22 protein-coding genes, 1 pseudogene and 1 riboswitch are annotated in these 20,923 nt (G+C 72.4%); of the genes and pseudogenes, 14 read left to right on the top strand and 9 right to left on the bottom strand.

The window, feature by feature from the left end; genetic code table 11:
* Window positions 1-210 precede the first annotated feature (210 nt).
* Window positions 211-1,987: pseudogene (locus GA0070607_RS19425) on the top strand (family 20 glycosylhydrolase); the annotation flags it as partial.
* A 359-nt stretch (window positions 1,988-2,346) separates the two neighbouring features.
* Complete coding sequence (locus tag GA0070607_RS19420; RefSeq protein WP_089019472.1) at window positions 2,347-3,003, top strand: C39 family peptidase; 657 nt, start codon at window positions 2,347-2,349, stop codon at window positions 3,001-3,003.
* 67 nt (window positions 3,004-3,070) lie between these two features.
* On the opposite strand, the gene dusB is transcribed toward GA0070607_RS19420, so the two are convergent.
* Window positions 3,071-4,234, bottom strand: a complete 1,164-nt coding sequence (dusB, locus tag GA0070607_RS19415; RefSeq protein WP_089019471.1) for a tRNA dihydrouridine synthase DusB — start codon at window positions 4,232-4,234, stop codon at window positions 3,071-3,073.
* Window positions 4,235-4,413: 179 nt separating this feature from the next.
* Between dusB and GA0070607_RS19410 the strand changes: the two genes are divergently transcribed.
* Window positions 4,414-5,394, top strand: a complete 981-nt coding sequence (locus tag GA0070607_RS19410) for a type IV toxin-antitoxin system AbiEi family antitoxin domain-containing protein (protein WP_089021949.1) — start codon at window positions 4,414-4,416, stop codon at window positions 5,392-5,394.
* 80 nt (window positions 5,395-5,474) lie between these two features.
* Here the strand turns inward: GA0070607_RS19410 and GA0070607_RS19405 are convergent, their stop codons facing one another.
* The 3 genes from GA0070607_RS19405 to GA0070607_RS19395 form a co-directional block, all read right to left on the bottom strand.
* On the bottom strand, window positions 5,475-6,854 hold the full coding sequence (locus GA0070607_RS19405) for a glycine--tRNA ligase (protein ID WP_089019470.1): 1,380 nt from the start codon (window positions 6,852-6,854) through the stop codon (window positions 5,475-5,477).
* 115 nt (window positions 6,855-6,969) lie between these two features.
* Window positions 6,970-7,449 (bottom strand): hypothetical protein, encoded by a 480-nt coding sequence (locus GA0070607_RS19400; RefSeq protein ID WP_089019469.1) that lies wholly within the window; start codon window positions 7,447-7,449, stop codon window positions 6,970-6,972.
* A gap of 24 nt (window positions 7,450-7,473) precedes the next feature.
* Window positions 7,474-7,815, bottom strand: coding sequence for an antibiotic biosynthesis monooxygenase family protein (locus GA0070607_RS19395; protein WP_074313566.1), 342 nt, complete (start codon window positions 7,813-7,815; stop codon window positions 7,474-7,476).
* A 27-nt stretch (window positions 7,816-7,842) separates the two neighbouring features.
* On the opposite strand from GA0070607_RS19395, the gene GA0070607_RS19390 reads away from it, so the two are divergent.
* The 8 genes from GA0070607_RS19390 (at window position 7,843) to GA0070607_RS32790 (ending at window position 12,423) form a co-directional block, all read left to right on the top strand.
* Complete coding sequence (locus GA0070607_RS19390; protein WP_089019468.1) at window positions 7,843-8,100, top strand: hypothetical protein; 258 nt, start codon at window positions 7,843-7,845, stop codon at window positions 8,098-8,100.
* A 54-nt stretch (window positions 8,101-8,154) separates the two neighbouring features.
* The gene (locus GA0070607_RS19385) at window positions 8,155-9,099 is read left to right on the top strand and encodes a metal ABC transporter substrate-binding protein (protein ID WP_089019467.1); all 945 of its coding nucleotides are present in this window, start codon (window positions 8,155-8,157) and stop codon (window positions 9,097-9,099) included.
* Window positions 9,096-9,857, top strand: a complete 762-nt coding sequence (locus GA0070607_RS19380) for a metal ABC transporter ATP-binding protein (protein WP_089019466.1) — start codon at window positions 9,096-9,098, stop codon at window positions 9,855-9,857. Before GA0070607_RS19385 ends, GA0070607_RS19380 begins: the two co-directional genes overlap by 4 nt.
* Window positions 9,858-9,860: 3 nt before the next feature.
* Window positions 9,861-10,727: a metal ABC transporter permease gene (locus tag GA0070607_RS19375; RefSeq protein WP_089019465.1), complete on the top strand. Its 867-nt coding sequence runs from the start codon at window positions 9,861-9,863 to the stop codon at window positions 10,725-10,727.
* 43 nt (window positions 10,728-10,770) lie between these two features.
* Complete coding sequence (locus tag GA0070607_RS19370; protein ID WP_089019464.1) at window positions 10,771-11,067, top strand: ArsR/SmtB family transcription factor; 297 nt, start codon at window positions 10,771-10,773, stop codon at window positions 11,065-11,067.
* The gene (locus GA0070607_RS19365; protein ID WP_089019463.1) at window positions 11,067-11,465 is read left to right on the top strand and encodes a Fur family transcriptional regulator; all 399 of its coding nucleotides are present in this window, start codon (window positions 11,067-11,069) and stop codon (window positions 11,463-11,465) included. Before GA0070607_RS19370 ends, GA0070607_RS19365 begins: the two co-directional genes overlap by 1 nt.
* Window positions 11,466-11,624: 159 nt before the next feature.
* Window positions 11,625-12,233 (top strand): hypothetical protein, encoded by a 609-nt coding sequence (locus GA0070607_RS19360; protein ID WP_089021948.1) that lies wholly within the window; start codon window positions 11,625-11,627, stop codon window positions 12,231-12,233.
* Between the two features lie 22 nt (window positions 12,234-12,255).
* Window positions 12,256-12,423 (top strand): hypothetical protein, encoded by a 168-nt coding sequence (locus tag GA0070607_RS32790; RefSeq protein ID WP_172899065.1) that lies wholly within the window; start codon window positions 12,256-12,258, stop codon window positions 12,421-12,423.
* Between the two features lie 34 nt (window positions 12,424-12,457).
* Here GA0070607_RS32790 and GA0070607_RS19355 read toward each other — a convergent pair whose 3' ends face one another.
* From GA0070607_RS19355 to GA0070607_RS19335, 5 genes are all read right to left on the bottom strand, one after another.
* Complete coding sequence (locus GA0070607_RS19355; protein ID WP_089019462.1) at window positions 12,458-14,464, bottom strand: acyl-CoA dehydrogenase family protein; 2,007 nt, start codon at window positions 14,462-14,464, stop codon at window positions 12,458-12,460.
* Between the two features lie 121 nt (window positions 14,465-14,585).
* On the bottom strand, window positions 14,586-15,086 hold the full coding sequence (locus GA0070607_RS19350; RefSeq protein ID WP_089019461.1) for a DUF6328 family protein: 501 nt from the start codon (window positions 15,084-15,086) through the stop codon (window positions 14,586-14,588).
* Between the two features lie 139 nt (window positions 15,087-15,225).
* A complete protein-coding gene (locus tag GA0070607_RS19345; protein WP_089019460.1) occupies window positions 15,226-15,975 on the bottom strand; it encodes a sugar isomerase domain-containing protein in 750 nt (249 codons plus the stop codon).
* A complete protein-coding gene (locus tag GA0070607_RS19340; protein WP_231929985.1) occupies window positions 15,972-16,778 on the bottom strand; it encodes an aminoglycoside N(3)-acetyltransferase in 807 nt (268 codons plus the stop codon). The genes GA0070607_RS19345 and GA0070607_RS19340 overlap by 4 nt, the downstream gene beginning before the upstream one ends.
* A gap of 24 nt (window positions 16,779-16,802) precedes the next feature.
* Complete coding sequence (locus GA0070607_RS19335) at window positions 16,803-17,633, bottom strand: alpha/beta fold hydrolase (protein WP_089019459.1); 831 nt, start codon at window positions 17,631-17,633, stop codon at window positions 16,803-16,805.
* Between the two features lie 106 nt (window positions 17,634-17,739).
* A riboswitch (TPP riboswitch) is annotated at window positions 17,740-17,844 on the top strand.
* A 76-nt stretch (window positions 17,845-17,920) separates the two neighbouring features.
* Here GA0070607_RS19335 and GA0070607_RS19330 point away from each other — a divergent pair.
* The 3 genes from GA0070607_RS19330 (at window position 17,921) to GA0070607_RS19320 (ending at window position 20,848) form a co-directional block, all read left to right on the top strand.
* A complete protein-coding gene (locus tag GA0070607_RS19330) occupies window positions 17,921-18,511 on the top strand; it encodes an ECF transporter S component (RefSeq protein ID WP_089019458.1) in 591 nt (196 codons plus the stop codon).
* Window positions 18,512-18,620: 109 nt separating this feature from the next.
* Window positions 18,621-20,036: an ABC transporter ATP-binding protein gene (locus GA0070607_RS19325; protein WP_089021946.1), complete on the top strand. Its 1,416-nt coding sequence runs from the start codon at window positions 18,621-18,623 to the stop codon at window positions 20,034-20,036.
* Between the two features lie 11 nt (window positions 20,037-20,047).
* A complete protein-coding gene (locus GA0070607_RS19320) occupies window positions 20,048-20,848 on the top strand; it encodes an energy-coupling factor transporter transmembrane component T family protein (protein WP_089021945.1) in 801 nt (266 codons plus the stop codon).
* Window positions 20,849-20,923 lie beyond the last annotated feature (75 nt).

Below are 20,923 nucleotides of genomic sequence, written 5' to 3'. Positions count from 1 at the left end.
TCATACCCCGGGACGGACCACCGGTAATCCCGGGGTCGACGCCGATCGGTGGGCGAAGGTTAAGCGAACATCGAGTGGGCTGGGACCGTTCGGTGACAATCGGCACAGCTATCACGACTATCCGCGTTCGTACCGGTTTTTGGGAACGCTTCCATGCGCAGGATCACGCATCCCGGCCTGTCGCCGTACCCTTGACGGCAACGCCCGCCGGTGAACCTCACTTTTGCCATAACCGACGCGAATACACCCCCCGGAGCCGCCGCCGTGTCGACCATCCCCTCCCCCGGACCCACCGCCACCCCCGGCGGATCCGGTCCGACCGGCGTCGTGCCGCTGTCGGCTCACGAACCGGACGCCGCCACACTCGCCCGGTCGGCCGAACAGGCCGCCGGCGAGCTGCTCGCACCGCCGGCCCCGGTCCGGCTGGCCGACGTCGTGCCCGCCCCGCGCCAGGTCGAGCCGGACCCGGCCGAGGACTGGCTGCTGCCACCCGACGCCGTCATCGTGTCCAGCGCCGACCCCGCCGCGCTGACGGTCGCCGCGCAACTCGCCGAGCTGCTGCGACCCGCCACCGGTTACCCGCTGCCGGTCACCGGGACGACCCGACCGGCCTCAGCGGGGGGCATCGCGCTCGTGCTGACCGACGACGACAGCCTGGACGCGGAGGGATACCGGCTCGCCGTGACCCGCGCCGGCGTCACCATCACCGCGGTCACCGCCACCGGCCTCTTTCACGGCGTGCAGACCCTACGCCAGTTGCTACCACCGGCGATCGAGAGTCCGGTCCCGGTCACCGAACGGTGGATGCTGCCGGGCGGCACCATCACCGACGCACCCCGTTTCCCGTACCGGGGCGCGATGCTCGACGTGGCACGGCACTTCTTCGCAGTCGAGGACATTCTTCGCGTCGTCGACCACCTGGCCCGGTACAAGCTCAACCACCTGCACCTGCACCTCACCGACGACCAGGGCTGGCGGATCGCCGTCGACTCCTGGCCGAGGTTGACCGCCGTCGGCGGCGCGACCGAGGTCGGCGACGGCCCCGGCGGGCACTACACGAAGGCCGACTACCGCACGATCGTCCAGTACGCCGCCGCCCGCCACGTCACAGTCGTCCCGGAGATCGACCTCCCCGGGCACACCAACGCGGCGCTGGTCGCGTACCCCGAGCTGGCGCCGGACAAGGTCGCGCCACCGCCGTACACCGGCACCGAGGTCGGCTTCAGCTACGTCGACCCGGCCGACGAGCGGACGTACGACTTCATCGCCGACGTGCTGGGCGAGATCGCCGCGCTCACCCCCGGGCCGTGGCTGCACATCGGCGGTGACGAGGCGTTCAAGGTCAAGGGTGCGGTCTACACCGGTTTCGTCGAGCGGACGCAGCGGATCGTCGCCGACACCGGCAAGAGCGTCGTCGGCTGGCACCAGCTCGCGCCGGCCGCGCACGTCGACGGGCGGGTCCTGCAGTGGTGGGGCACGAACGGCGAAGACCCGGCCACCCTCGAGGCGGTACGCCGGGGCGCCCGGCTGATCCTCTCCCCCGGCAACCACGCCTACCTGGACATGAAGTACGACCCGGACACCCCGCTCGGGCAGGACTGGGCCGGGCTGATCGACGTGCGCCGGGCGTACGACTGGGATCCCGGGTCACACGTGACGGGCGTACCCGACGGGGCGGTACTCGGTGTCGAGGCACCGCTCTGGACCGAATCGGTCACCTCGCTGGCCGAGATCGAGTTCATGCTGCTGCCCCGGCTGCCCGCCATCGCCGAGTTGGGTTGGTCGCCCCGGGCGACGCACGACTGGGCCAGGTTCCGTGACCGGCTCGCCGGGCACGGCCCGCGCTGGGCCACCGCCGGAATCGCCTTCCACCGCGCGCCCGAGGTGCCCTGGCCGGCCGACGGGGCCGTGACCACCCAGCCGGCCCGCCCGCACCTCCCGACCCAGACCGGCCCCGAGACCGACCCCGTCCCACTCACCGACAGGCCCTGACGCCCGAAACCGGTCAGATCACCTCGGCCTCGGCCTCGGCCGACGAGAGGGTGATCGGCCGGGGCGCGTGCGCCGAATGTCCGGTTCGCCGACAGCCCGGTGGGCGTGGGCGGGGCCACTCTGAGGATGGAATCGGGGCCGGGTCGGAGTCGTTACACCTGGCATGCCGCCGCGGCTGCCGGCCCGGCGGGGCAGCCACCGGGAACACCCGGCAGGCCGCCACGGTTACACCCCCCGGACATCCGAGCAGGCCTCCCGGCCGCCGGCCAGATCCCCTTCGAACTTCCCCTTTGCCTCGCGGCACGCCACCCGTTGGTTGCCGCATCGCACCCCCGACCAGAGGAGCACGCCATCATGCGTACCGATCTGATCCGCAAGACCGCCCTGACCGCTGCCGGCCTCGCCTTCACCGGCGGTGCCATCGCCGGCCCCGTGACCGCCGCGTACGCCATGTCGGACGCCAAGCCGGCCACGCAGACCCAGACCGACCGCAAGGGCCACGGCGACCGCGAGCTGAACGTCCGCTACGAGGCGCAGCCCAACTTCTACTACTGCGGCCCGGCCGCCACGCGTAACGCCCTGTCCGTGCAGGGCAAGAACATCGACGTGGACGCCATGGCCAAGGAGATGGGCACCACCGAGGCCGGCACCAACTCGATCAACGACATCACCCCGGTGCTGAACAAGGAGACCGGCAAGAACGCGTACCACAGCGTCGAGATCAGCAGCTCCAGCGCTGACGACAAGCAGACCGACAAGCTGCGCGGCGACATCGTGCACACCGTGGACGAGGGCCGGGCCGTGGTCGCGAACATCGCCGGCACCACCACCGACGTCGACGGCGCCGTCCACTCGTTCGAGGGCGGGCACTACATCAGCGTCGTGGGCTACCGCGACGGCGGCGAGACGGTGAAGATCGCCGACTCCGCCGACCCGAACATGGCCTCGTACTGGATCAGCGTGGACAACCTGGCCGACTGGATCGCCACCCGCGGCTACTCGGCCTCCTGACACAGCGACACCAACGCGAAAGGGCCGGCCCCACCAGGGGCCGGCCCTTTCGTCGTCGTCATCCGGATCAGCCGCCGGAGTCGTCCAGCTCCGCACCCTCGGGGACAGCGTCGTCGTCCCGGTTCGCGAGCCAACCGTCGGGCAGGAAGACCTTGCCCGGAGAGTTCGTCCGGCCGCGCGGCTGACCGAGAGCCGCGGTCGGGAACGGCTCCGCCGGGTCGAGCTTGCCGAGCAGGTCGTCGAGCTGGGCCAGGCTTTCGATCATCGCCAGCGAGCGGCGCAGCTCACCGCCGACCGGAAAGCCCTTGAGATACCAGGCGACGTGCTTGCGGAAGTCGGTGCATCCGTCCCGCTCACCACGGGCCGGATTGCGCGCCCCCGCGACGAACTGGTCGACCAGCAGCTCAGCGTGCCGGCGCATGGTCACCGCCACCTCGCCGAGGCTGGGCAGCCGCCGCTCCGGCCGACCGTTGAAGGCCGCCTCCAGGTCGGCGAAGAGCCACGGTCGGCCCAGGCAGCCCCGCCCGATCACCACACCGTCGACCCCGGTGTGCGCGACCATCCGGAGCGCGTCGTCGGCCTCCCAGATGTCGCCGTTGCCGAGCACCGGCACTTCGAGAGCCTGCTTGAGGCTGGCGATGGCGTCCCAGTCGGCGGTGCCCGAGTAGCGCTGCGCGGCCGTCCGCCCGTGCAGGGCCACCGCGGCGACCCCGGCGTCCTGGGCGGCGAGCCCGGCCTCGACGTACGTCAGGTGGTCGTCGTCGATGCCCTTGCGCATCTTCACCGTGACCGGCACTCCGGCCGGTGACGCGGCGTCCACCGCGGCCCTCACCAGCCGGGCGAAGAGCCGGCGCCGCCACGGCAACGCCGCGCCGCCACCCCGGCGGGTCACCTTGGGCACCGGGCAGCCGAAGTTGAGGTCGATGTGATCGGCCAGGTTGCGCTCCACGACGATCCGCACGGCGGCGGCGGTGATCTCCGGATCGGTGCCGTAGAGCTGGAGGCTGCGCGGCTGCTCGTCGTCGCCGAACGCGATCATGCGCAGCGTCTTCGGGTTCCGCTCGACCAGCGCCCGCGTGGTGATCATCTCGCAGACGTAGATGCCGCCGCCCTGCTCCCGGCAGAGCCGGCGGAACCCGACGTTCGTAATCCCGGCCATCGGCGCGAGCACGACCGGCGGCCACACCTGATACCGCCCAAGGTTCAACGGGCCCACGGTCGACGAAGTCACCGCACAAGTGTAAGGAAGGGCCCCTGCTTAACGCCTCGTGCATAGGAAGGGCCCCCTGTTAACACGACGCATATCACACGGGCCGGGCGTCGAGACAGTTCTCCACAGCCTGCGGGATATCCACAGCGGGGACGGGCCGGGCGGGACGCGACCCCGCTCCGCTGGCCATGCTGCGGCCCATGCGTGAACATCCACCCGAACTGGCCGCGGTGGTCGAACGCCAGCAGAACGTCGCCACCCGCGCCCAATTGCTGGAGGCCGGCTACGACGACATGTACCTGTACCGCCAGGCCCGGCGTGGCCTGTGGCAACGCGTCCTCCCAGCGACGTACGCCCTGGTCACCGGGGTGCTGACCGACGAGCAACGTCGGATCTCCGCGGCGCTCTACGCCGGAGGGCAGGCCCAGCTCACCGGCCTGGCGGCGCTGACCTGGTACGGATTCCGGCAGATTCCGCGCAGCACCGACGTACACCTGGTGGTGCCGCACCACGCGCGGCGTCGATCGGCCGGGTTTGCCCTGATCCGGCGGGCCCTGAGTCTGGACGACCGAGCCCGGTCGGCCACGCTCTACCCGGTGTGCTCGCCCGCCCGGGCTGTGGTGGACGCGGCCCGCGACCTGCGGCAACCGCGTCCGGTGCGGGCCATCGTCGCCGAGTCCGTGCAGCGCGGGTTCACCGACCTCGCCGCGCTGGACGAGGAGATCCGCCGGGCGCGGCGCAGTCGCACGGCGCTGATCAGGATGGCGTACGCCGAGGTGGTGGCCGGCACCCGGTCGGCGCCGGAGGCGGAGCTGCGGGAGTGCCTGGCGGGCAGCCCGGCGTTGCCGGAGATCCGGTGGAATCCGCGCCTGCGCAGCGCGGAGGGGGTGGCGCTGCCGACGCCGGACGGATACCTCACCGACTCGGCGGTGGCGCTGGAGGTCGACTCGCAGGAGTACCACTTCAGTCCGAGCGACTGGGCGCGAACGTTGGAGCGGCACAACGAGCTGAGCCGGCACGGCGTCATGGTCCTGCACGTCACGCCGGCGCAGCTGCGGCGCCACCCGGACCGGATCCGGCGGACCATCGAGGACGCGTACGAGTCGCGGCGGGGGCTCGGTGCCACCCTCCGGGTACGGGTCGACCCGCCCGAGCGGCCCCCGCCGCTCCCGCAGCCGTGATGCGCACCGCTCGGGCGTGTGGTGTTAAGAAGGGTCCCCTCCTCTACCGGAGGCGTTAAGAAGGGGCCCTTCCTTACACCTCAGCAGCCGGGGAGGCGCTCGATCAGGTAGCGCTCGACCTGATCCAGGGAGACCCGCTCCTGGGCCATGGTGTCCCGGTTGCGAACCGTCACGGCGTTGTCGTCCAGGGTGTCGAAGTCGACAGTCACGCAGAACGGGGTGCCGATCTCGTCCTGCCGGCGGTAGCGGCGGCCGATCGCCTGCGAGTCGTCGAACTCCACCACCCAGCGCTTGCGCAGCAGCGCCGCGAGGTCCTTCGCCTTCGGCGACAGCGCCTCGTTGCGGGACAGCGGCAGCACCGCCACCTTGACCGGGGCCAGCCGCGGGTCGAACCGCATAACTGTGCGCTTGTCCACGCCGCCCTTGGTGTTCGGCGCCTCGTCCTCGTCGTACGCCTCCAGCAGGAAGGCGAGCACGGCGCGGGTCAGACCGGCGGCGGGCTCGATGACGTACGGCATCCAGCGCTCACCCTTGGTCTGGTCGAAGTAGGACAGGTCGACGCCGGAGTGCTTACTGTGCGTGGAGAGGTCGAAGTCGGTGCGGTTGGCGACGCCCTCCAACTCGGCGAACTCGGTGCCGCCGAACTGGAAGCGGTACTCGATGTCCACGGTCCGCTTCGAGTAGTGCGAGAGCTTCTCCTTGGGGTGTTCGTAGAGCCGCAGGTTGTCCGCCGACAGGCCGAGGTCGAGGTACCAGTTCCAGCGCTCCTGGAGCCAGTACTCGTGCCACTGCTCGTCGGTGCCCGGCTCGACGAAGAACTCCATCTCCATCTGCTCGAACTCCCGGGTCCGGAAGATGAAGTTGCCCGGGGTGATCTCGTTGCGGAACGACTTGCCGGTCTGCGCGATGCCGAACGGTGGCTTCTTGCGGGCGACCGTCTCGACGTTCTTGTAGTTGACGAAGATGCCCTGCGCGGTCTCCGGGCGCAGGTAGTGCAGCCCTTCGTCGCTCTCCACCGGGCCCAGGTAGGTCTTCATCAGGCCGTTGAACATCTTCGGCTCGGTGAAGGTGCCCTTGTTGCCGCAGTTGGGGCAGTTCAGCTCGGCGAGCGACGTCAGCGGCTTACCGTGCTTCTCGGCGTACGCCTCTTCGAGGTGGTCCGCCCGGAACCGCTTGTGGCAGAACTGGCACTCGGTGAGCGGGTCGACGAACTCGGCGATGTGACCGGACGCCTCCCACACCTTGCGGGCCAGGATCACCGCGGAGTCGAGGCCGACCACGTCGTCGCGCTGCTGGACCATGGTCTTCCACCACTGCCGGCGGACGTTCTCCTTGAGCTCCACGCCGAGCGGGCCGTAGTCCCACGCCGATCGGGTGCCTCCGTAGATCTCACTGGAGGGGAATACGAAGCCTCGCCGCTTGGCGAGACTGACGACGGCGTCGATACGGTCGGCTGGCATGTTTCCTCCTACGCCGGCTGGCGGTCGGCGGGGGCGAGATGTGGATGGATCGGTCAGTTCGGGGACAACGGTACGACCACTGTCGCCCCGAGCCCAGCAGAATACCGGGGGCGGCTCAGTTCACCCCGCAGACCTCCATGCCACCGGTCTGGCCGTCCTGACCCAGGCTGACCTGTTGCTGCTCCCGGTCACCGCCGTCGAGCGTCACGTCTACCGGCACGGTCAGGCTGGTTGTGTCCACCTCACCCACCCGGTATGCGGCGACCTGCGGCTCGGCGGCCGCGCGCCGCTCGAACTCGGGGCGCGACTCGCGCCGCTGCGCGTCGTCGCAGAGCTGGTCGTAGGCCCGTCCGTAGTTCCGCTCGACCAGCGCCTGGTAGTAGTCGCTGGTCACCGTGCGGCCCTGTTCACGGATCGCCTGCACGCCGGTGACGGCCAGGCCGACCACTGCCGCTCCGCCCCCGCCACAGCAGAGCAGCACGGCGAGCGCGCCGACGCCGAGGCCGATCCAGAGCCGGGTCCGGCGGCCCTCGGTGGGGGGCGCGGCGAACGGCGGCGCCACCCCGGGACCGGGCGGCGGGGCGGGTGCGGTCATAGGAGCAGGGTAGTGCCCGACGGCTCAGCGGTAAGGACCAGCAGCCCGATCACTCTCGGCGACCACCACGGCCCCGCCGGGCGCCGCGGTGGCCAGCGCCTCGTACGCGGACGGCTCGTCGACCGACTCGGCGAGCAACGGCACCGCGCTCACCTTGACCTCGAAGGCGCCCAGTGCCCGCCGGTACGTGCCGACCGACTCCCACTCGGTGACCAGGGACCAGTGGCGGGGATCGTCCAGCGCCCGGACCAGTTGACCGCGCAGGTAGCCGGGGCGGGCTGCCAGCGCGGTGAGGGCGGCGTGCGCCCGTTCGGTGAAGTCGTCGGCGACATCGACGTCGACCACGAACCGGTTGGTCACCAGCACCGGGTTCCTCCTCGTAGAGTCTGTGGGATGCAGCGTACGCAGCGCCCTCTGCTGGCTCGGTTGGCCGGGGCGAACCCGACGTCGGTGTTCCTGCTCACCCTGGTGGTGGTGCTGGTCGCGTTCTTCACGCCCGGGGTGATCGGCGGGCTGCTGACGCTGGCGCTGGCCGCGGGCCTGATCGCCCTGTTGGCCACCACCTGGCCGGTTCAGGCCCCGCAGACCCGGCTGATCCGGCTGCTGATGCTGACCCTGCTGGTGACGGTGGGCCTGGCGAAGCTGCTCTGACATGCACTCATGCGTTTTTGACAATCATTGTCGTTCCCGCGGACAGTTGGGGACATGACCAACCGCACCACGTCCCGCGTCCTGGCCGCCGCGACCGCCCTGCTCGCCCTGGGCGCCGGCGCCGGCTGCTCCATCGGCAACGCCGCCGGCGCCGACCCCGAGCGGGTCGACGTGGTCGCCGCGTTCTATCCACTCCAGTTCCTCGCTGAGCGGATCGGCGGCGACGCGGTGCGGGTGACCAACCTCGCCAAGCCCGGCGCCGAGCCGCACGACCTGGAGCTCACCCCGAGCCAGGTCGGCCAGGTGAGCGAGGCCGAGCTGATCGTCTACCTGAAGGGCTTCCAGCCGGCGGTGGACGACGCCGTCGCGCAGAACGGTGACGACCGGACGTTCGACGTCACCAGCGTGCAGCCGCTGCTGGACGCGTCGGCCGGCGGGCACGACCACGAGGGCGAGGAGGGGCGCGCCGAGGAGCACGGCGGCAAGGACCCGCACGTCTGGCTCGACCCGACCCGACTGGCCGCCATCGGCGACCAGCTCGCCCAGCGGCTCGGCAAGGCCGACCCGGACCACGCCGCCGACTACACCGCCCGCTCCGCGGCGCTGCGCGGCGACCTGACGGCGCTGGACGGCGAGTTCACCCAGGGCCTGCGGACCTGCCAGCGGCGGGAGATCGTGACCAGCCACGCCGCGTTCGGCTACCTGGCCGACCGGTACCGGCTGGAGCAGGTCGGGATCACCGGACTCAGCCCGGACGTCGAGCCCTCGCCGCAGCGGCTCGCGCAGGTGATCGAGGAGGCGAAGGAGCACCGGGCCAGCACGATCTTCTTCGAGACACTGGTCAGCCCGAAGGTCGCCGAGACCATCGCCGGTCAGGTCGGCGCGCGGACCGCGGTGCTGGACCCGATCGAAGGGCTCGCCGCCGGCAGCGGCGCGGACTACCTTTCGGTCATGCGTACCAACCTGCAGACCCTGCGGACGGCGTTGAGCTGCTCGTGAGCGCACCCGTCATCACCGTCGAGCACGGGGCGGTCGGCTACGACGGCCGCCCGGTGCTCCGGGACGTCTCACTCACCGTGACCGCCGGCGAGGTGGTCGCGGTGCTCGGCGCCAACGGCTCCGGCAAGTCCACCCTGATCCGGGCCGTGCTCGGGCTGGTGCCGATCAGCGCCGGCTCGGTCACCCTCTTCGACCGGCCGTTGCGCCGTTTCCGACAGTGGGCGCGCATCGGGTACGTCCCGCAGCGCCTGGGCGCCGGCGGCGGCGTGCCGGCCACCGTCCGGGAGGTGGTGGCCTCCGGCCGGCTGGCCCGTCGGGGGGTGCTGCGTCCGCCGGGTCGAGCCGACCGGTCCGCCGTCGACGCCGCGCTGCGCGCTGTCGGGCTCGCCGACCGGGCCGGTGACCCGGTGTCCACGCTCTCCGGCGGCCAGCAGCAGCGCACCCTGATCGCCCGCGCCCTGGCCGGCCAGCCGGAGCTGCTGGTTCTCGACGAGCCCACCGCCGGGGTGGACGCGGCCAGCCAGGAGGCGTTCGCCGGCGCGCTGCGCGACTTCGTCGCCGACGGCGGAACAGTGCTGCTCGTCGCCCACGAGTTGGGCCCGCTGCGACCGGTGATCAGCCGGGCCGTCGTCGTCCACGAGGGTCGCATCGCCCACGACGGCGCGGTGCCGGACCCGGCCGGCCATCACGCGGAGCCCGACCACGACCACGTGCACCCGCACTGCTACGACGAGCCCGCCGGGCTGTGGAGCAACTGACCCATGGAACTCTTCCAGTACCCCTACATGCAGCGTGCCCTGATCGGCGCGCTGGTGATCGGCCTGGCCGCGCCGGCGCTCGGCATCTACCTGGTGCAGCGCCGGCTGGCGTTGATCGGCGACGGTGTGGGGCACGTGGCGCTGACCGGCGTCGGGGCGGGACTGCTGCTCAACCGCTCACCGGTGCTGGTGGCGGTGATCGCCGCCACCATCGGCGCGATCGCCATCGAGATCGTCCGTGCCCGCGGGCGTACCTCCGGTGACCTGGCCCTGGCCCTGCTCTTCTACGGCGGCATCGCGGGCGGCGTACTCCTGGTCGGCCTTTCCGACGCGACCAGCGCGAACCTCAACGCCTACCTGTTCGGGTCGCTGACCACCATCTCGCCCGCCGACCTGACCACCATCGCGGTGCTCGGCGCGGCGATCCTGGTGACGATGATCGCGTTGCGGCCGGCGCTGTTCGCGGTCAGTCACGACGAGGAGTACGCCCGGGTCTCCGGCCTCCCGGTCCGCACGCTGAACCTGCTGATCGCTGTCGCCACCGCGGTCACCGTGACAATCGCCATGCGGGCCGTCGGAGTGCTGCTGATCAGCGCGTTGATGGTGGTGCCGGTCGCCACCGCCCAGCAGGTCACCCGGGGCTTCCGCAGCACGATGGCCGCCGCGATGGCGCTCGGGCTCTTCGCCGCCGGCTCGGGTGTCTGGGTGGCGGCCACGGCGGACACCGCGCCGGGCGCCTCGGTGGTGCTGGTGGCGATCGCCTCGTTCCTGGTGGTGGCCGTGGCGGGTGGGGTCTGGCGGGCGTTGCGCCGCCGGGCCACGCCGGCCGCCGCGCCGGCGCCGGAACCGCACGAGGTCGTGCTGGGTTGAACCTGATCAGCGGGATGTCGCCGGTATTGGTTACCGTTGCAGGGTGACCAGCGCAACGGGCTACGAGGGGTTCGATGGGGCCAGCGAGTTGCTCCGCGCCCTGTCGGCGCCCATCCGGCTGGCCATCGTCAGTGAGCTCGCCGACGGCGAGCGGTGCGTGCACGAGCTGGTGGAGAAGCTCGGGGCCGCGCAACCGCTGGTCTCCCAGCACCTGCGGGTGCTGCGCGGCGCCGGCGTGGTGCGGGGTTCCCGCCGGGGTCGGGAGATCGCCTACAGCCTGGTCGACGAGCACGTCGCGCACATCGTGGCGGACGCGGTCAGCCATGCCGGGGAGGGATGATGAGCGAGGGTGGCACCGCGGTGCGCAACACCCGGCAGCGCTCGGCGGTGAGCGCGCTGCTCGCCGAGATGGAGGGTTTCCACAGCGCCCAGGACCTGCACGCGATGCTGCGGCAACGCGGCGAGCGGGTCGGCCTGACCACTGTCTACCGCACGCTGCAGGGGCTGGCCGACGCGGGCGAGATCGACGTGATGCGCCCGCCGGGCGGCGAGCACCTCTACCGCCGGTGCAGCGAGGGGCACCACCACCACCTGGTGTGCCGGGCCTGCGGCAACACGGTCGAGGTGGCCGGCCCGGCAGTGGAGAGCTGGGCTGATCGGGTCGCCGCCCAGCACGGCTACGCCGATGTCAGCCACACCCTGGAGATCTTCGGCACCTGCCCGGCCTGCGCCCACTGACCAACGCCCCGGCCACCCTCCAGGCCCTTTGCTCTGAGGAATGCTGCCGGCGACGAGCGCGACGACGGCGATTCGACGGGTGGACCGCATGCGGGTTGGCCGTCCCGCCGGCTGATTCGACCAGTGCCGTGTCCGGCGGTTCGTGGCACGCTGTCCGGCGTGAAGATCTACGCCGATCGCTTTCCGACCGCCGCCCGTCAGTTGCTCACCGACCTGCTCGTCGTCGCCTGGGTGTACGTCGCGATCCGCGGCGCGCTCTGGCTGCACGACCTGGTGCAGAAGCTCGCCGTACCGGGGCAGAAGCTGGAGGGCGCCGGCAGCGGGCTCGCCGACAACCTGGGCGACGCCGGCAGCAAGGTTGGCCGGGTGCCGCTGGTCGGCGACGAGCTGACCGCGCCCTTCCAGCGGGCCGCCGACGCCGCCCGGTCGCTCGCCGACGCCGGCCGTGACCAGCAGCAGCTGGTCGACCAGCTCGCCCTCGCCCTCGCCATCGCAGTGCTGATCTTCCCGCTCGGTCTGGTGCTGTTCGGGTGGCTGCCCCTGCGGGTCCGCTGGATGCGCCGGGCCTCCTCGGCCGCGAAGCTGGCGGCGGGGCCGGCCGGCCGGGACCTGCTCGCCCTGCGCGCGCTGGCCACCCAGCCGCTGGGCCGGCTGACCCGGATCGCGCCCGATGTGGCCGAGGCGTGGCGGCGCGGCGACGACGACACCGTCGACGCCCTGGCCGCGCTGGAGTTGCGGCAGCTCGGCCTGCGCGCCAGGAGCCGCTGAGCGGCCCGCTAAGGTCGTCGGCGTGTTCTACTTCCTGGTCGTCATCGCCGTCCTGCTGCTCGGCTACGCCGCGGTCCTGCTCTCCTTCGTCCGACGGGGCCGGAAGATCCCGTCTGCGGCGTACCTGGGTCTCGCGGTGCTCAACGGCCTGATCCTGGCGGCGGTGCTGGCCTGGGCGGTCGCCCGCTGACCGCCCGGCACGGCGACGCGCCGGGCGGCACCCGTCACGACTTCGGCGGGATACGGCGGCGGACGTCGGCGGCGGCGGACGGACCGGGCGCCCAGCGGGCCACCCAGGGCAGCTCGTCGGACGGGGTGATGACGCCCTCCTCCAGGGCCGCATAGCGGCCGTTGAGGATGCGCTTCGCGGCGGCGGTGTCGACCGAATCGGTGTTGTCCCACAGGGCGGCGAACAGGGCGTCCACCCGGACCCGGGCCTGCCGGCAGAACAGGTCGGCCAGTTCGACGTTCTCCGGCCGGCTGTCCCGCTCGGCGGACGCCCGGACGCAGACCGCGGACATCGCGAACAGCTCCGCGCCGATGTCCACCACCCGGCCGAGGAACGCCTGCTTGCGCTCCATCTTTCCCTGCCAGCGGGACATCGCGTAGAACGTCGACCGGGCCAGCTTGCGCGACGAGCGCTCCACCTGACGCAGGTGCGCGGCCAGCGGCCCGAACTCGGCGTACGCCGACGGGCTCTGCCCCCGGCCGACGGCCAGGGTGGGCAGCCACTTCGCGTAGAAGGCCCCGGCTCGGGCGCCGGCACGGGCCTTACGGCCCCACCCCGCCTCCGGGTCGATGATGTCGCCGGCCACCGACAGGTGGGCGTCGACCGCCTCCCGGGCGATCAGCAGGTGCATGATCTCGGTGGAGCCCTCGAAGATCCGGTTGATCCGCAGGTCGCGCAGCATCTGCTCGACCGCGGCCGGGCGTTCGCCGCGGGCGGCCAGCGAGTCGGCCGTCTCGTACCCCCGGCCGCCCCGGATCTGGATCAGCTCGTCCGCGATCTTCCAGGCCATCTCGCTGGCGTACAGCTTGACGAGCGCGGCCTCGATCCGGATGTCGTTGCGGTCGTCGTCGGCGAGCAGGCAGCAGAGATCGAGCATGGTCTCCATGCCGTACGTGGTGGCGGCGATGAAGGCGAGCTTCTGGGAAACGGCCTCGTGCTCGCCGACCGGCCGGCCCCACTGGACCCGGTCGGCGGCCCACTCCCGGGCCACGTTGAGCGCCCACTTGCCGGCGCCCACGCACATCGCCGGCAGCGACAGCCGGCCGGTGTTCAGCGTGGTCAGGGCGATCTTCAGACCCTTGCCCTCGCCGCCGATCACGTTCTCGGCGGGCACGAACACGTCGTGGAACCGGGTCAGGCTGTTCTCCAGGCCGCGCAGGCCGACGAACTCGTTGCGCCGCTCCACTGTGATGCCCGCGCTGTCGCCGTCCACCACGAACGCGGTGATCCCGCCGCGCCGCCCCTCGGTGGCCGGCACCCGGGCCATCACCACCAGCAGGGTGGCGACGATGCCGTTGGTGGCCCAGAGCTTCACGCCGTTGAGCCGGTAGCCGGTGCCGTCCTCGGTCGGCTCGGCGGTGGTGGCCAGCCGGGCCGGGTCGGAGCCGACGTCCGGTTCGGTGAGCAGGAACGCGGACACCTCGCCGGCGGCGAGCCGGGGCAGGAAGCGCTGCTTCTGCTCGGCGGTGCCGAACATCTTCAACGGCTGCGGCACCCCGATCGACTGGTGCGCCGAGAGCAGCGCGCCGATCGCCGGGCTGATCGAGCCGGCCAGCATCAGCGCCCGGCAGTAGTGCAAGTTGCTCAGCCCGAGACCGCCGTACTTGCGGTCGATCTTCATGCCGAACGCGCCGAGGTCGGCCAGCCCGTGGAACACCGCGTCCGGGATGGACGCGTCGCGCTCGATGGCCGCGCCGTCCACTTCGGAGGTCAGGAAGGCGCGGAACCGGCCGAGGAACTCGTCGGCGCGGGCCACGTCGTCCGGGTCGGACCGGGGCCACGGGTCGATCAGGTCGAGCCGGAACCGGCCGAGGAACAGCTCCTTGCCGAAGCTGGGCCGGTCCCACGCGGACTCGCGAGCCGCCTCGGCGACCTGCCGCGCCTCCTTCTCGGAGACCTGCCCCGCCTCCGTCGGCAACGGCGCCGCGGCGCCGGCGGTGCTCGGAGCGGTGCCGGGATCGGGGCCGTCCGCTGCCGGTCGGCCGTTCTGCGTCGTGGTCACGGCTGCCCCCTCGAACCTCGGTGCGGCTGCGTCGACGTGCGCGACTACCGTCACGCTACCCCCGGGTGTTACTCAGGGGTAGCGGTCCGTGAAGATCGAGTTCGATACCCGGTCGCCGGTCTCAGTTGGCGAGGGTGCGTGGGTCGTCATCGTCGTCGTCGATGTCGTCGTCGCCCCAACTGCGTCGGGAGAACGGCAGGATCAGCCAGAAGGTGAGGAACCAGAGCCCGGCCAGCGCGCTGAGCACGAACGCGATCGGCCGGTCCAGCACGAAGTCGGTGATCAGCAGCACCGCGCTGACCATGGAGATCAGCATGAAGGCGAGCCCGCCGGTGGCCATCCGGTGCGCGAACCGGACCAGCTCCGGCTTGCGCCCCTGCCGGAACAGCGCCCGGTGGAACGCCACCGGCGAGATGATCAGCGCGGTGGCGGCGGCCGCGGCGAGCAACGCGACGATGTAGACGTCCCGCTGGAACTCGTTGGTGCGGGTGAACCCGTTGCTGAACGGCAGGGTGAGCAGGAAGGCGAAAAGGATCTGCACGCCGGTCTGGGCGACCCGCAGCTCCTGCAACAGGTCGGCGAAGTTGCGCTGCCAACGCTGCTTCTCGGTCTCCTTGGACACGCGCTACCTCCGGTGAGACGGTACTGCCAGCGGTACGGGCTGCCGCCGGCAAGGCAAGTGCCCCACCCGGTCGGGTGCGAAACGGGTTCACGAGCCCTCCCGGCCCGTCACCGGGACACCGGCACCGCCCGGACGAGCCTCAGGCGCCGCGCCGGATGCGGCCCGCGTACCGGGCCTCCAGCGCCGCGTTGTGGGCGTCGCCGTCCGGGATGTTCGCCGACAGGTAGACCGGGGGCCGCTCCCCCGCGGCCAGCAACCTGGCCACCACCTCCACGGTGACCTGCTGGGCCAGCAGCGCCGCCGTGATCGAGGAGACCGCGCCCACCGTGCCACCGTCGGGCAGCGGCAACGTCGCGTCGCCGTACGGTGCGCCGTTGTCGAGCACCACGTCGGCGAGGTCCGCCAGCTTGCGCCCGGACGGGTGGCGGGAGGTCATCCGGCCGGAGTGCTGTGCGGAGGTGATCGCCACCAGCCCATGGCCGTGCTGTTTGACGAGCGTGGCGAACTCCACCATCGCGCCGTTGACCCCGGAGTTCGACGCGAGCACGAAGACGTCGCTGGGCCGCACCGGGGCCAGCTCGTACAGCCGGTGCGCCACCGCCGGGTCCCGCTCCAGCAGCGGGCCGAGCCGGTCGGCCGGTTCGCCGCCGAGCAGCACCAGGTCACGCAGCGCGATCCGGTTGGTCGGCACCAGACCGCCCGCCCGGCCAGCGATCTCCATCGCCAGGGCCTCGGAGTGCCCGGTGCCGAAGGCGTGCACCACACCGTCGGCACGCACCGCGTCGGCGATCAGGTCGGCGGCCCGCCCCACCGCCGCCCGCTGGCTCTCGGCCACCCGGCCGATCGTCTCGGTCACCACGGCCAGGTAGTCCTCGGCACTCACCGTCATGCGTCCTCCGTTGTCCGGTTGCGGGCGAACCATCCCACTGCGAAGTCGACCGCCGCCCGCTGACGCATCAACCTCCCGGTCCCGGTGCCGACCCGTGCGGTACGGACCGCCCCGGTCGCCTCCAGGTCCCGGCCCAACGCGTCGAAGTCGGTCTCGTCGAGCCGTACGTCCTGCCACCACACCCATTCGCGGCCACCGTCAGCGGTGCGTATCGCGGCGCCCAACTGCTCGCGGGGTGGTGCCGGAAGCCGGTACTCGGCCAGGTGCAGCGAGGTGTTCACCCCGTGGTCCACACCGAGCAGCAGCACGTGGGCGTCGAGGTCGTAGAGCCGGGCCAGCGGGGAGCCCTCGCCGAGCATGTCGGCCCGGGTGTGCCCGGCCACCACCTGTTCGGCGGCCGGACCGAGGGCGGCGAACGACACGTGGGGATGCGAGCTGCGCAGCGCTCCGGGCCAGCAGCGGACCGTCTCGGCCAACACGCCCATGAAGCGGCTCGGGGTGACCGCCGGATCGAATCCGGGCATCTCGGCGCGGATCAGCGGCCACCAGTCCACCGGCACCGGCGGGTCGCGCCACTGCGCGGGGTCGCTGTTGTCCGGGGTGTGGGTGGGCACCACGATCGTGCCGTCCGGGCCGAGCGCGTCGCGCAGGGCGAGCACCAGCGCCTGCGGCCCGCCGCAGACGAAACCCAGCTGACGCAGCCCGGCGTGCACCAGCAGCGTCCCGCCGGGGCGTACGCCCAGCATGCGCAGTTGCGCGGCGATCGAGCGTCGGGTGCCCGGCCCGCCGCTGTCCATCGTCATGGTGTTCTTCTCGGCCGACATGGCTCAGGCCGTTCCGCTGGTTCTGGCCAGGATCGCCTCGGCCAGCGGACCGGGCGCGGCGTCCGGGATCCAGTGGCTCACGCCGGGTAGTTGGACGAAGCGGTAGTCCCCGGTGACGTTGGCGGCGCACGCCTCGGCGGCGGTCCGGCCGATGGCGATGTCCCGGTCGCTCCACACGTACGTGGTGGGAACCGCGACCGGGCCGACGCCGGCCAGGTCTGCGCGGGACATCGCCCGATACCAGTTCAGCGCCGCGGTGAGCGCGCCCGGCTCGCGCATCGGGTCGGCGTAGTGGTCCACGCGGGACGCGTCGCCCACCCCGGTGAGCAGCTTGCGCAGTGCGGTGGCGTTCCACGCCAGCAGCACCTTCTCCGCCTTGCCCGGCTTGCGGAACAGCGCGATGTACGACGAGCGCGCCTTCTGCTGGCCGTCGGTGGCGAGCGCGTGCGCCATGGCCGCCGGATGTGGCACGGACACCGCGGTCAGCGTACGGACCCGCTCGGGGTGCCGGGCGGCCAGCGCCCAGGCCACGATCGCTCCCCAGTCGTGGCCGACCAGGTGGACGGCGTCCAGCCCGAGCGCGTCCAGCACCGCCACCGCGTCGGTGACCAGTTCGGGGATCCGGTAGTCGGGGACAGCCGCCGGCCGGGCGCCCGGCGAGTAGCCCCGCTGGTCCAGCGCGTACGTGCGCAACCCGGCGGCGTGCAGCGCGGTGGCGACCTCGTCCCACTCGCCGGAGTGCTGGGGGAAGCCGTGCAGCAGCAGGACGGGCGCGCCGTCCGGTGGGCCACCGGCGCGTACGTCGAACGTGAAACCCCGTGCGTCAACCCGCATGATCGTCAGCCTACCCAGCCCAAGTCTCCTGAACCGGACGCTGCGTCGGGCGGACGCCCTGCTGGGCCGGTACCCCTGGTCGGTGCTAGCGTCAGCGAGACAACTTCACATCCGACAGGGGAGCGCACAGCGCTGAGAGTGCGGGCACGCCCGCAGACCCTCGAACCTGATCTGGGTAATGCCAGCGCAGGGAGTTCGGTCGACCTCCAGCCGCGCCGCCGTCCGGTGCCACCGGGCGCGCGGCGTGCGTCTTCTCCTGGTTCGCAGTCAGGACTGGGAGCATTCACATGAACCACAGCGACACCAACCGCTGGCGCACCATCGACATCGTGGTCGCCTCGGTGATCGCGGTCGCCTTCGGCGTCATCTTCTGGGCCTGGGGCCTGGTGTGGAGCGCCACCGAGGGCGCGTTCGCCTTCTTCCCGCCGGCGCAGACCCTGATCTACGGCGTCTGGCTGATGCCGGCCGTGGTCGGCGGCCTGGTCATTCGCAAGCCCGGCGCCGCGCTCTACTGCGAGACGGTCGCCGCGGTACTCTCCGCGCTGCTGGGCAGCCAGTGGGCCGGCACGGTGATCCCGCAGGGCATCGTGCAGGGCCTCGGCGCCGAGCTGGCCTTCGCGGCCTTCCGGTACCGCTCGTTCCGGCTGCCGTCCGCGGTGGTGGCCGGTGCGCTGACCGGACTCAGCGCCGCGCTGTTCGACTTCTTCGTCTGGAACGCCGAGTACGACCTGGCCGACTACCGCGTTCCGTACGCGCTGCTCACCATCGTCAGCGCCACCGTGATCGCCGGCGTCGGCGGTTGGGTCCTGACCCGCGCCCTGGCCAACACCGGCGTCCTGGACCGCTTCCCGGTCGCCCGCGACCGCGCCGCCATCTGACCCCACCCGTGTCGATCATGAGGTTGGCCCTCGGGTGGATCTCCGGAAGTGCCGCCAACCTCATGATCGACGGGGCAGGGTGGAGCCGGCGGCGGGGCTGGGGGGTGTGGTGAGCGGGGTTCAGCTGCGGGGGTTCGGGTGGCGGCACGCCGGGCGCCGGGCGTGGGCCGTGCGCGGCGTGGACCTGCGGGTCGAGGCCGGGGAGCGGGTGTTGTTGCTCGGTCCGTCGGGGGCCGGCAAGAGCACGCTGCTCAGCGCGCTGGCCGGGCTGCTGCCCGAGGACTCCGGCGAGCAGGAGGGCACCGTCGAGATCGACGGGCTCGACCCGCGCAAGGGCCGGGAACGGGTCGGCATCGTCTTTCAGGACCCGGAGACCCAGCTGGTGATGGCCCGCAGTGGCGACGACGTCGCCTTCGGGCTGGAGAACCGGGGGGTGCCGGCGGGCGAGATCTGGCCCCGGGTGGACGAGGCGCTGCGCCGGGTCGGCTTCCCGTACGACCGGGACCGGCCCACCGCCGCGCTCTCCGGCGGCGAGCAGCAACGCCTCGCCCTCGCCGGTGCGCTGGCCCTGCGCCCCGGCCTGCTGCTGCTCGACGAGCCGACAGCCAACCTCGACCCGGCCGGGGCCGACCTCGTCCGGCGGGCGGTGGCCGGCGCGCTGGACGCCGACACCACGCTGATCCTGGTCGAGCACCGGGTCGCCGAGGCGCTCCCGCTGGTCGACCGGGTGGTCGTCCTGGAGCCCGGCGGCGGGGTCCGCGCGGACGGCCCGCCGGAGGCGGTCTTCGCGGCGCACGGCGCCGCCCTCGCCGCGGAGGGCGTCTGGGTGCCGGGTCATCCCGTCGCCACCCGGCGGGGGCCCGCAGCCCCCGGCGAGCTGCTGCTCACCGCCGACCGGCTCGGCCTGCCGCCCCGGCTGGCCCCCACCGACCTGGTGGTACGCGCCGGGGAGGCGCTCGCCGTGCGCGGGCCGAACGGGGCCGGCAAGTCGACTCTCGCGCTGCTGCTCGGTGGGCTGCTCCGGCCGGGCGCCGGCCGGGTCACCGCGTCCGCCGAGCTGGCCGGGCCGGACCACCGCACCGCGCCGCACCGGTGGCGGGCGCCCGCGTTGGCCCGGCGGATCGGGTCGGTCTTCCAGGATCCGGAGCACCAGTTCGTCACCAGCACCGTCTTCGACGAGCTGGCGCTCGGCCCGCGTCGGACCGGCCAGCCCGAGGCGGCCGTCACGGAGACCGTGGCGGGGCTGCTGGACCGGCTGCGGCTGACCCGGCTCGCCGCAGCCAACCCGTACACCCTCTCCGGTGGAGAGGCCCGGCGGCTGAGCGTGGCGACCGCCCTGGCCACCGCCCCCCGCCTGCTGATCTGCGACGAACCCACATTCGGTCAGGACCGGCGGACCTGGCGGGAGCTGGTCGACCTCTTCGCCGACCTCCGCGACGCCGGGCACGGCGTGGTCACCGTGACCCACGACCCGGACTTCGTCGCCGCGCTCGCCGACCGAACCGTCACCCTGGAGCGATCGTGACCGGCCGCTCGATGATCAGCATCGAGCCGGTCGCCGTGCCCGGTGCGCCGCTGGCCCGCCGTAACCCGGTGGCGAAGGTGGCGGCCGCGCTGGTGTTCTCGTTCACCCTGCTGGCCACTTTGGACCCGGTGGCCCCGGCGATCGCCATCGCCGTCGAACTCGCCGTGCTGCCGCTGTTCGGCATCCGTTACGGCGTGCTGGCCCGGCGGGCGTGGCCGCTGCTGGTCAGCGCCGTCGGCATCCTGGTCACCCTGGTGCTCTTCGCCTCCGACCGGTCCGGCCGGGTCCTGCTGGACGCGGGGCCGGTGCTGGTGACCACCGGAGTGCTGCTCACCGCGCTCGGCCTGATCCTGCGGGTGCTCGCGGTCGCCCTGCCCGGCGTCATAGTGTTCGCCACCACCGACCCCACCGACCTGGCCGACGCGCTGATCCAGAACGCGAAGGCGCCGGCCCGGTTCGCCATCGGGGCACTGGCCGCGTTCCGGCTGGTACCGCTGCTCGGTCAGGAGTGGCAGATGATCAGCATGGCCCGTCGGGCACGGGGCGTCGATGCCGGACGTAACCCGGCGGCGAAGCTGCGGCTGTTCGCTTCGACCGCGTTCGCGCTGCTGGTCGGGGCGATCCGCCGGGGCACCCGGCTGGCCGTGGCGATGGACGCCCGCGGTTTCGACGCCGGAACGCCCCGCACCGTGGCCCGCCGTCAGCCCTTCGGCCCCGCCGACGGACTGCTCATCGCCGGAGCGGTCGCGCTGGCCGGCGCGGCCCTGACGGTGAGCGTGCTGCTCGGCACCTTCCGCCCCCTGCTCGGCTGACCCTCCCCCACGATCCTGCGGTTGCCGCCCCCGCCGCTGCGGAGGCGGCAACCGTGAGATCTCGCGGGTCGGGGC

The sequence above is a fragment of the Micromonospora coriariae genome (genome assembly GCF_900091455.1).
Classification (GTDB): Bacteria; Actinomycetota; Actinomycetes; order Mycobacteriales; family Micromonosporaceae; genus Micromonospora; species Micromonospora coriariae.
This window is presented reverse-complemented; position numbering and strand designations above follow the sequence as displayed.

Bases quoted from the DNA above. Each gene is read 5' to 3' on its own strand.
- GA0070607_RS19420 (WP_089019472.1), top strand. From the start codon at position 2,347: ATGCGTACCGATCTGATCCGCAAGACCGCCCTGACCGCTGCCGGCCTC.
- GA0070607_RS19410 (WP_089021949.1), top strand. From the start codon at position 4,414: ATGCGTGAACATCCACCCGAACTGGCCGCGGTGGTCGAACGCCAGCAG.
- GA0070607_RS19405 (WP_089019470.1), bottom strand. From the start codon at position 6,854: ATGCCAGCCGACCGTATCGACGCCGTCGTCAGTCTCGCCAAGCGGCGA.
- GA0070607_RS19400 (WP_089019469.1), bottom strand. From the start codon at position 7,449: ATGACCGCACCCGCCCCGCCGCCCGGTCCCGGGGTGGCGCCGCCGTTC.
- GA0070607_RS19390 (WP_089019468.1), top strand. From the start codon at position 7,843: ATGCAGCGTACGCAGCGCCCTCTGCTGGCTCGGTTGGCCGGGGCGAAC.
- GA0070607_RS19385 (WP_089019467.1), top strand. From the start codon at position 8,155: ATGACCAACCGCACCACGTCCCGCGTCCTGGCCGCCGCGACCGCCCTG.
- GA0070607_RS19375 (WP_089019465.1), top strand. From the start codon at position 9,861: ATGGAACTCTTCCAGTACCCCTACATGCAGCGTGCCCTGATCGGCGCG.
- GA0070607_RS19365 (WP_089019463.1), top strand. From the start codon at position 11,067: ATGAGCGAGGGTGGCACCGCGGTGCGCAACACCCGGCAGCGCTCGGCG.
- GA0070607_RS19345 (WP_089019460.1), bottom strand. From the start codon at position 15,975: ATGACGGTGAGTGCCGAGGACTACCTGGCCGTGGTGACCGAGACGATC.
- GA0070607_RS19340 (WP_231929985.1), bottom strand. From the start codon at position 16,778: ATGACGATGGACAGCGGCGGGCCGGGCACCCGACGCTCGATCGCCGCG.
- GA0070607_RS19335 (WP_089019459.1), bottom strand. From the start codon at position 17,633: ATGCGGGTTGACGCACGGGGTTTCACGTTCGACGTACGCGCCGGTGGC.
- GA0070607_RS19330 (WP_089019458.1), top strand. From the start codon at position 17,921: ATGAACCACAGCGACACCAACCGCTGGCGCACCATCGACATCGTGGTC.
- GA0070607_RS19320 (WP_089021945.1), top strand. From the start codon at position 20,048: ATGATCAGCATCGAGCCGGTCGCCGTGCCCGGTGCGCCGCTGGCCCGC.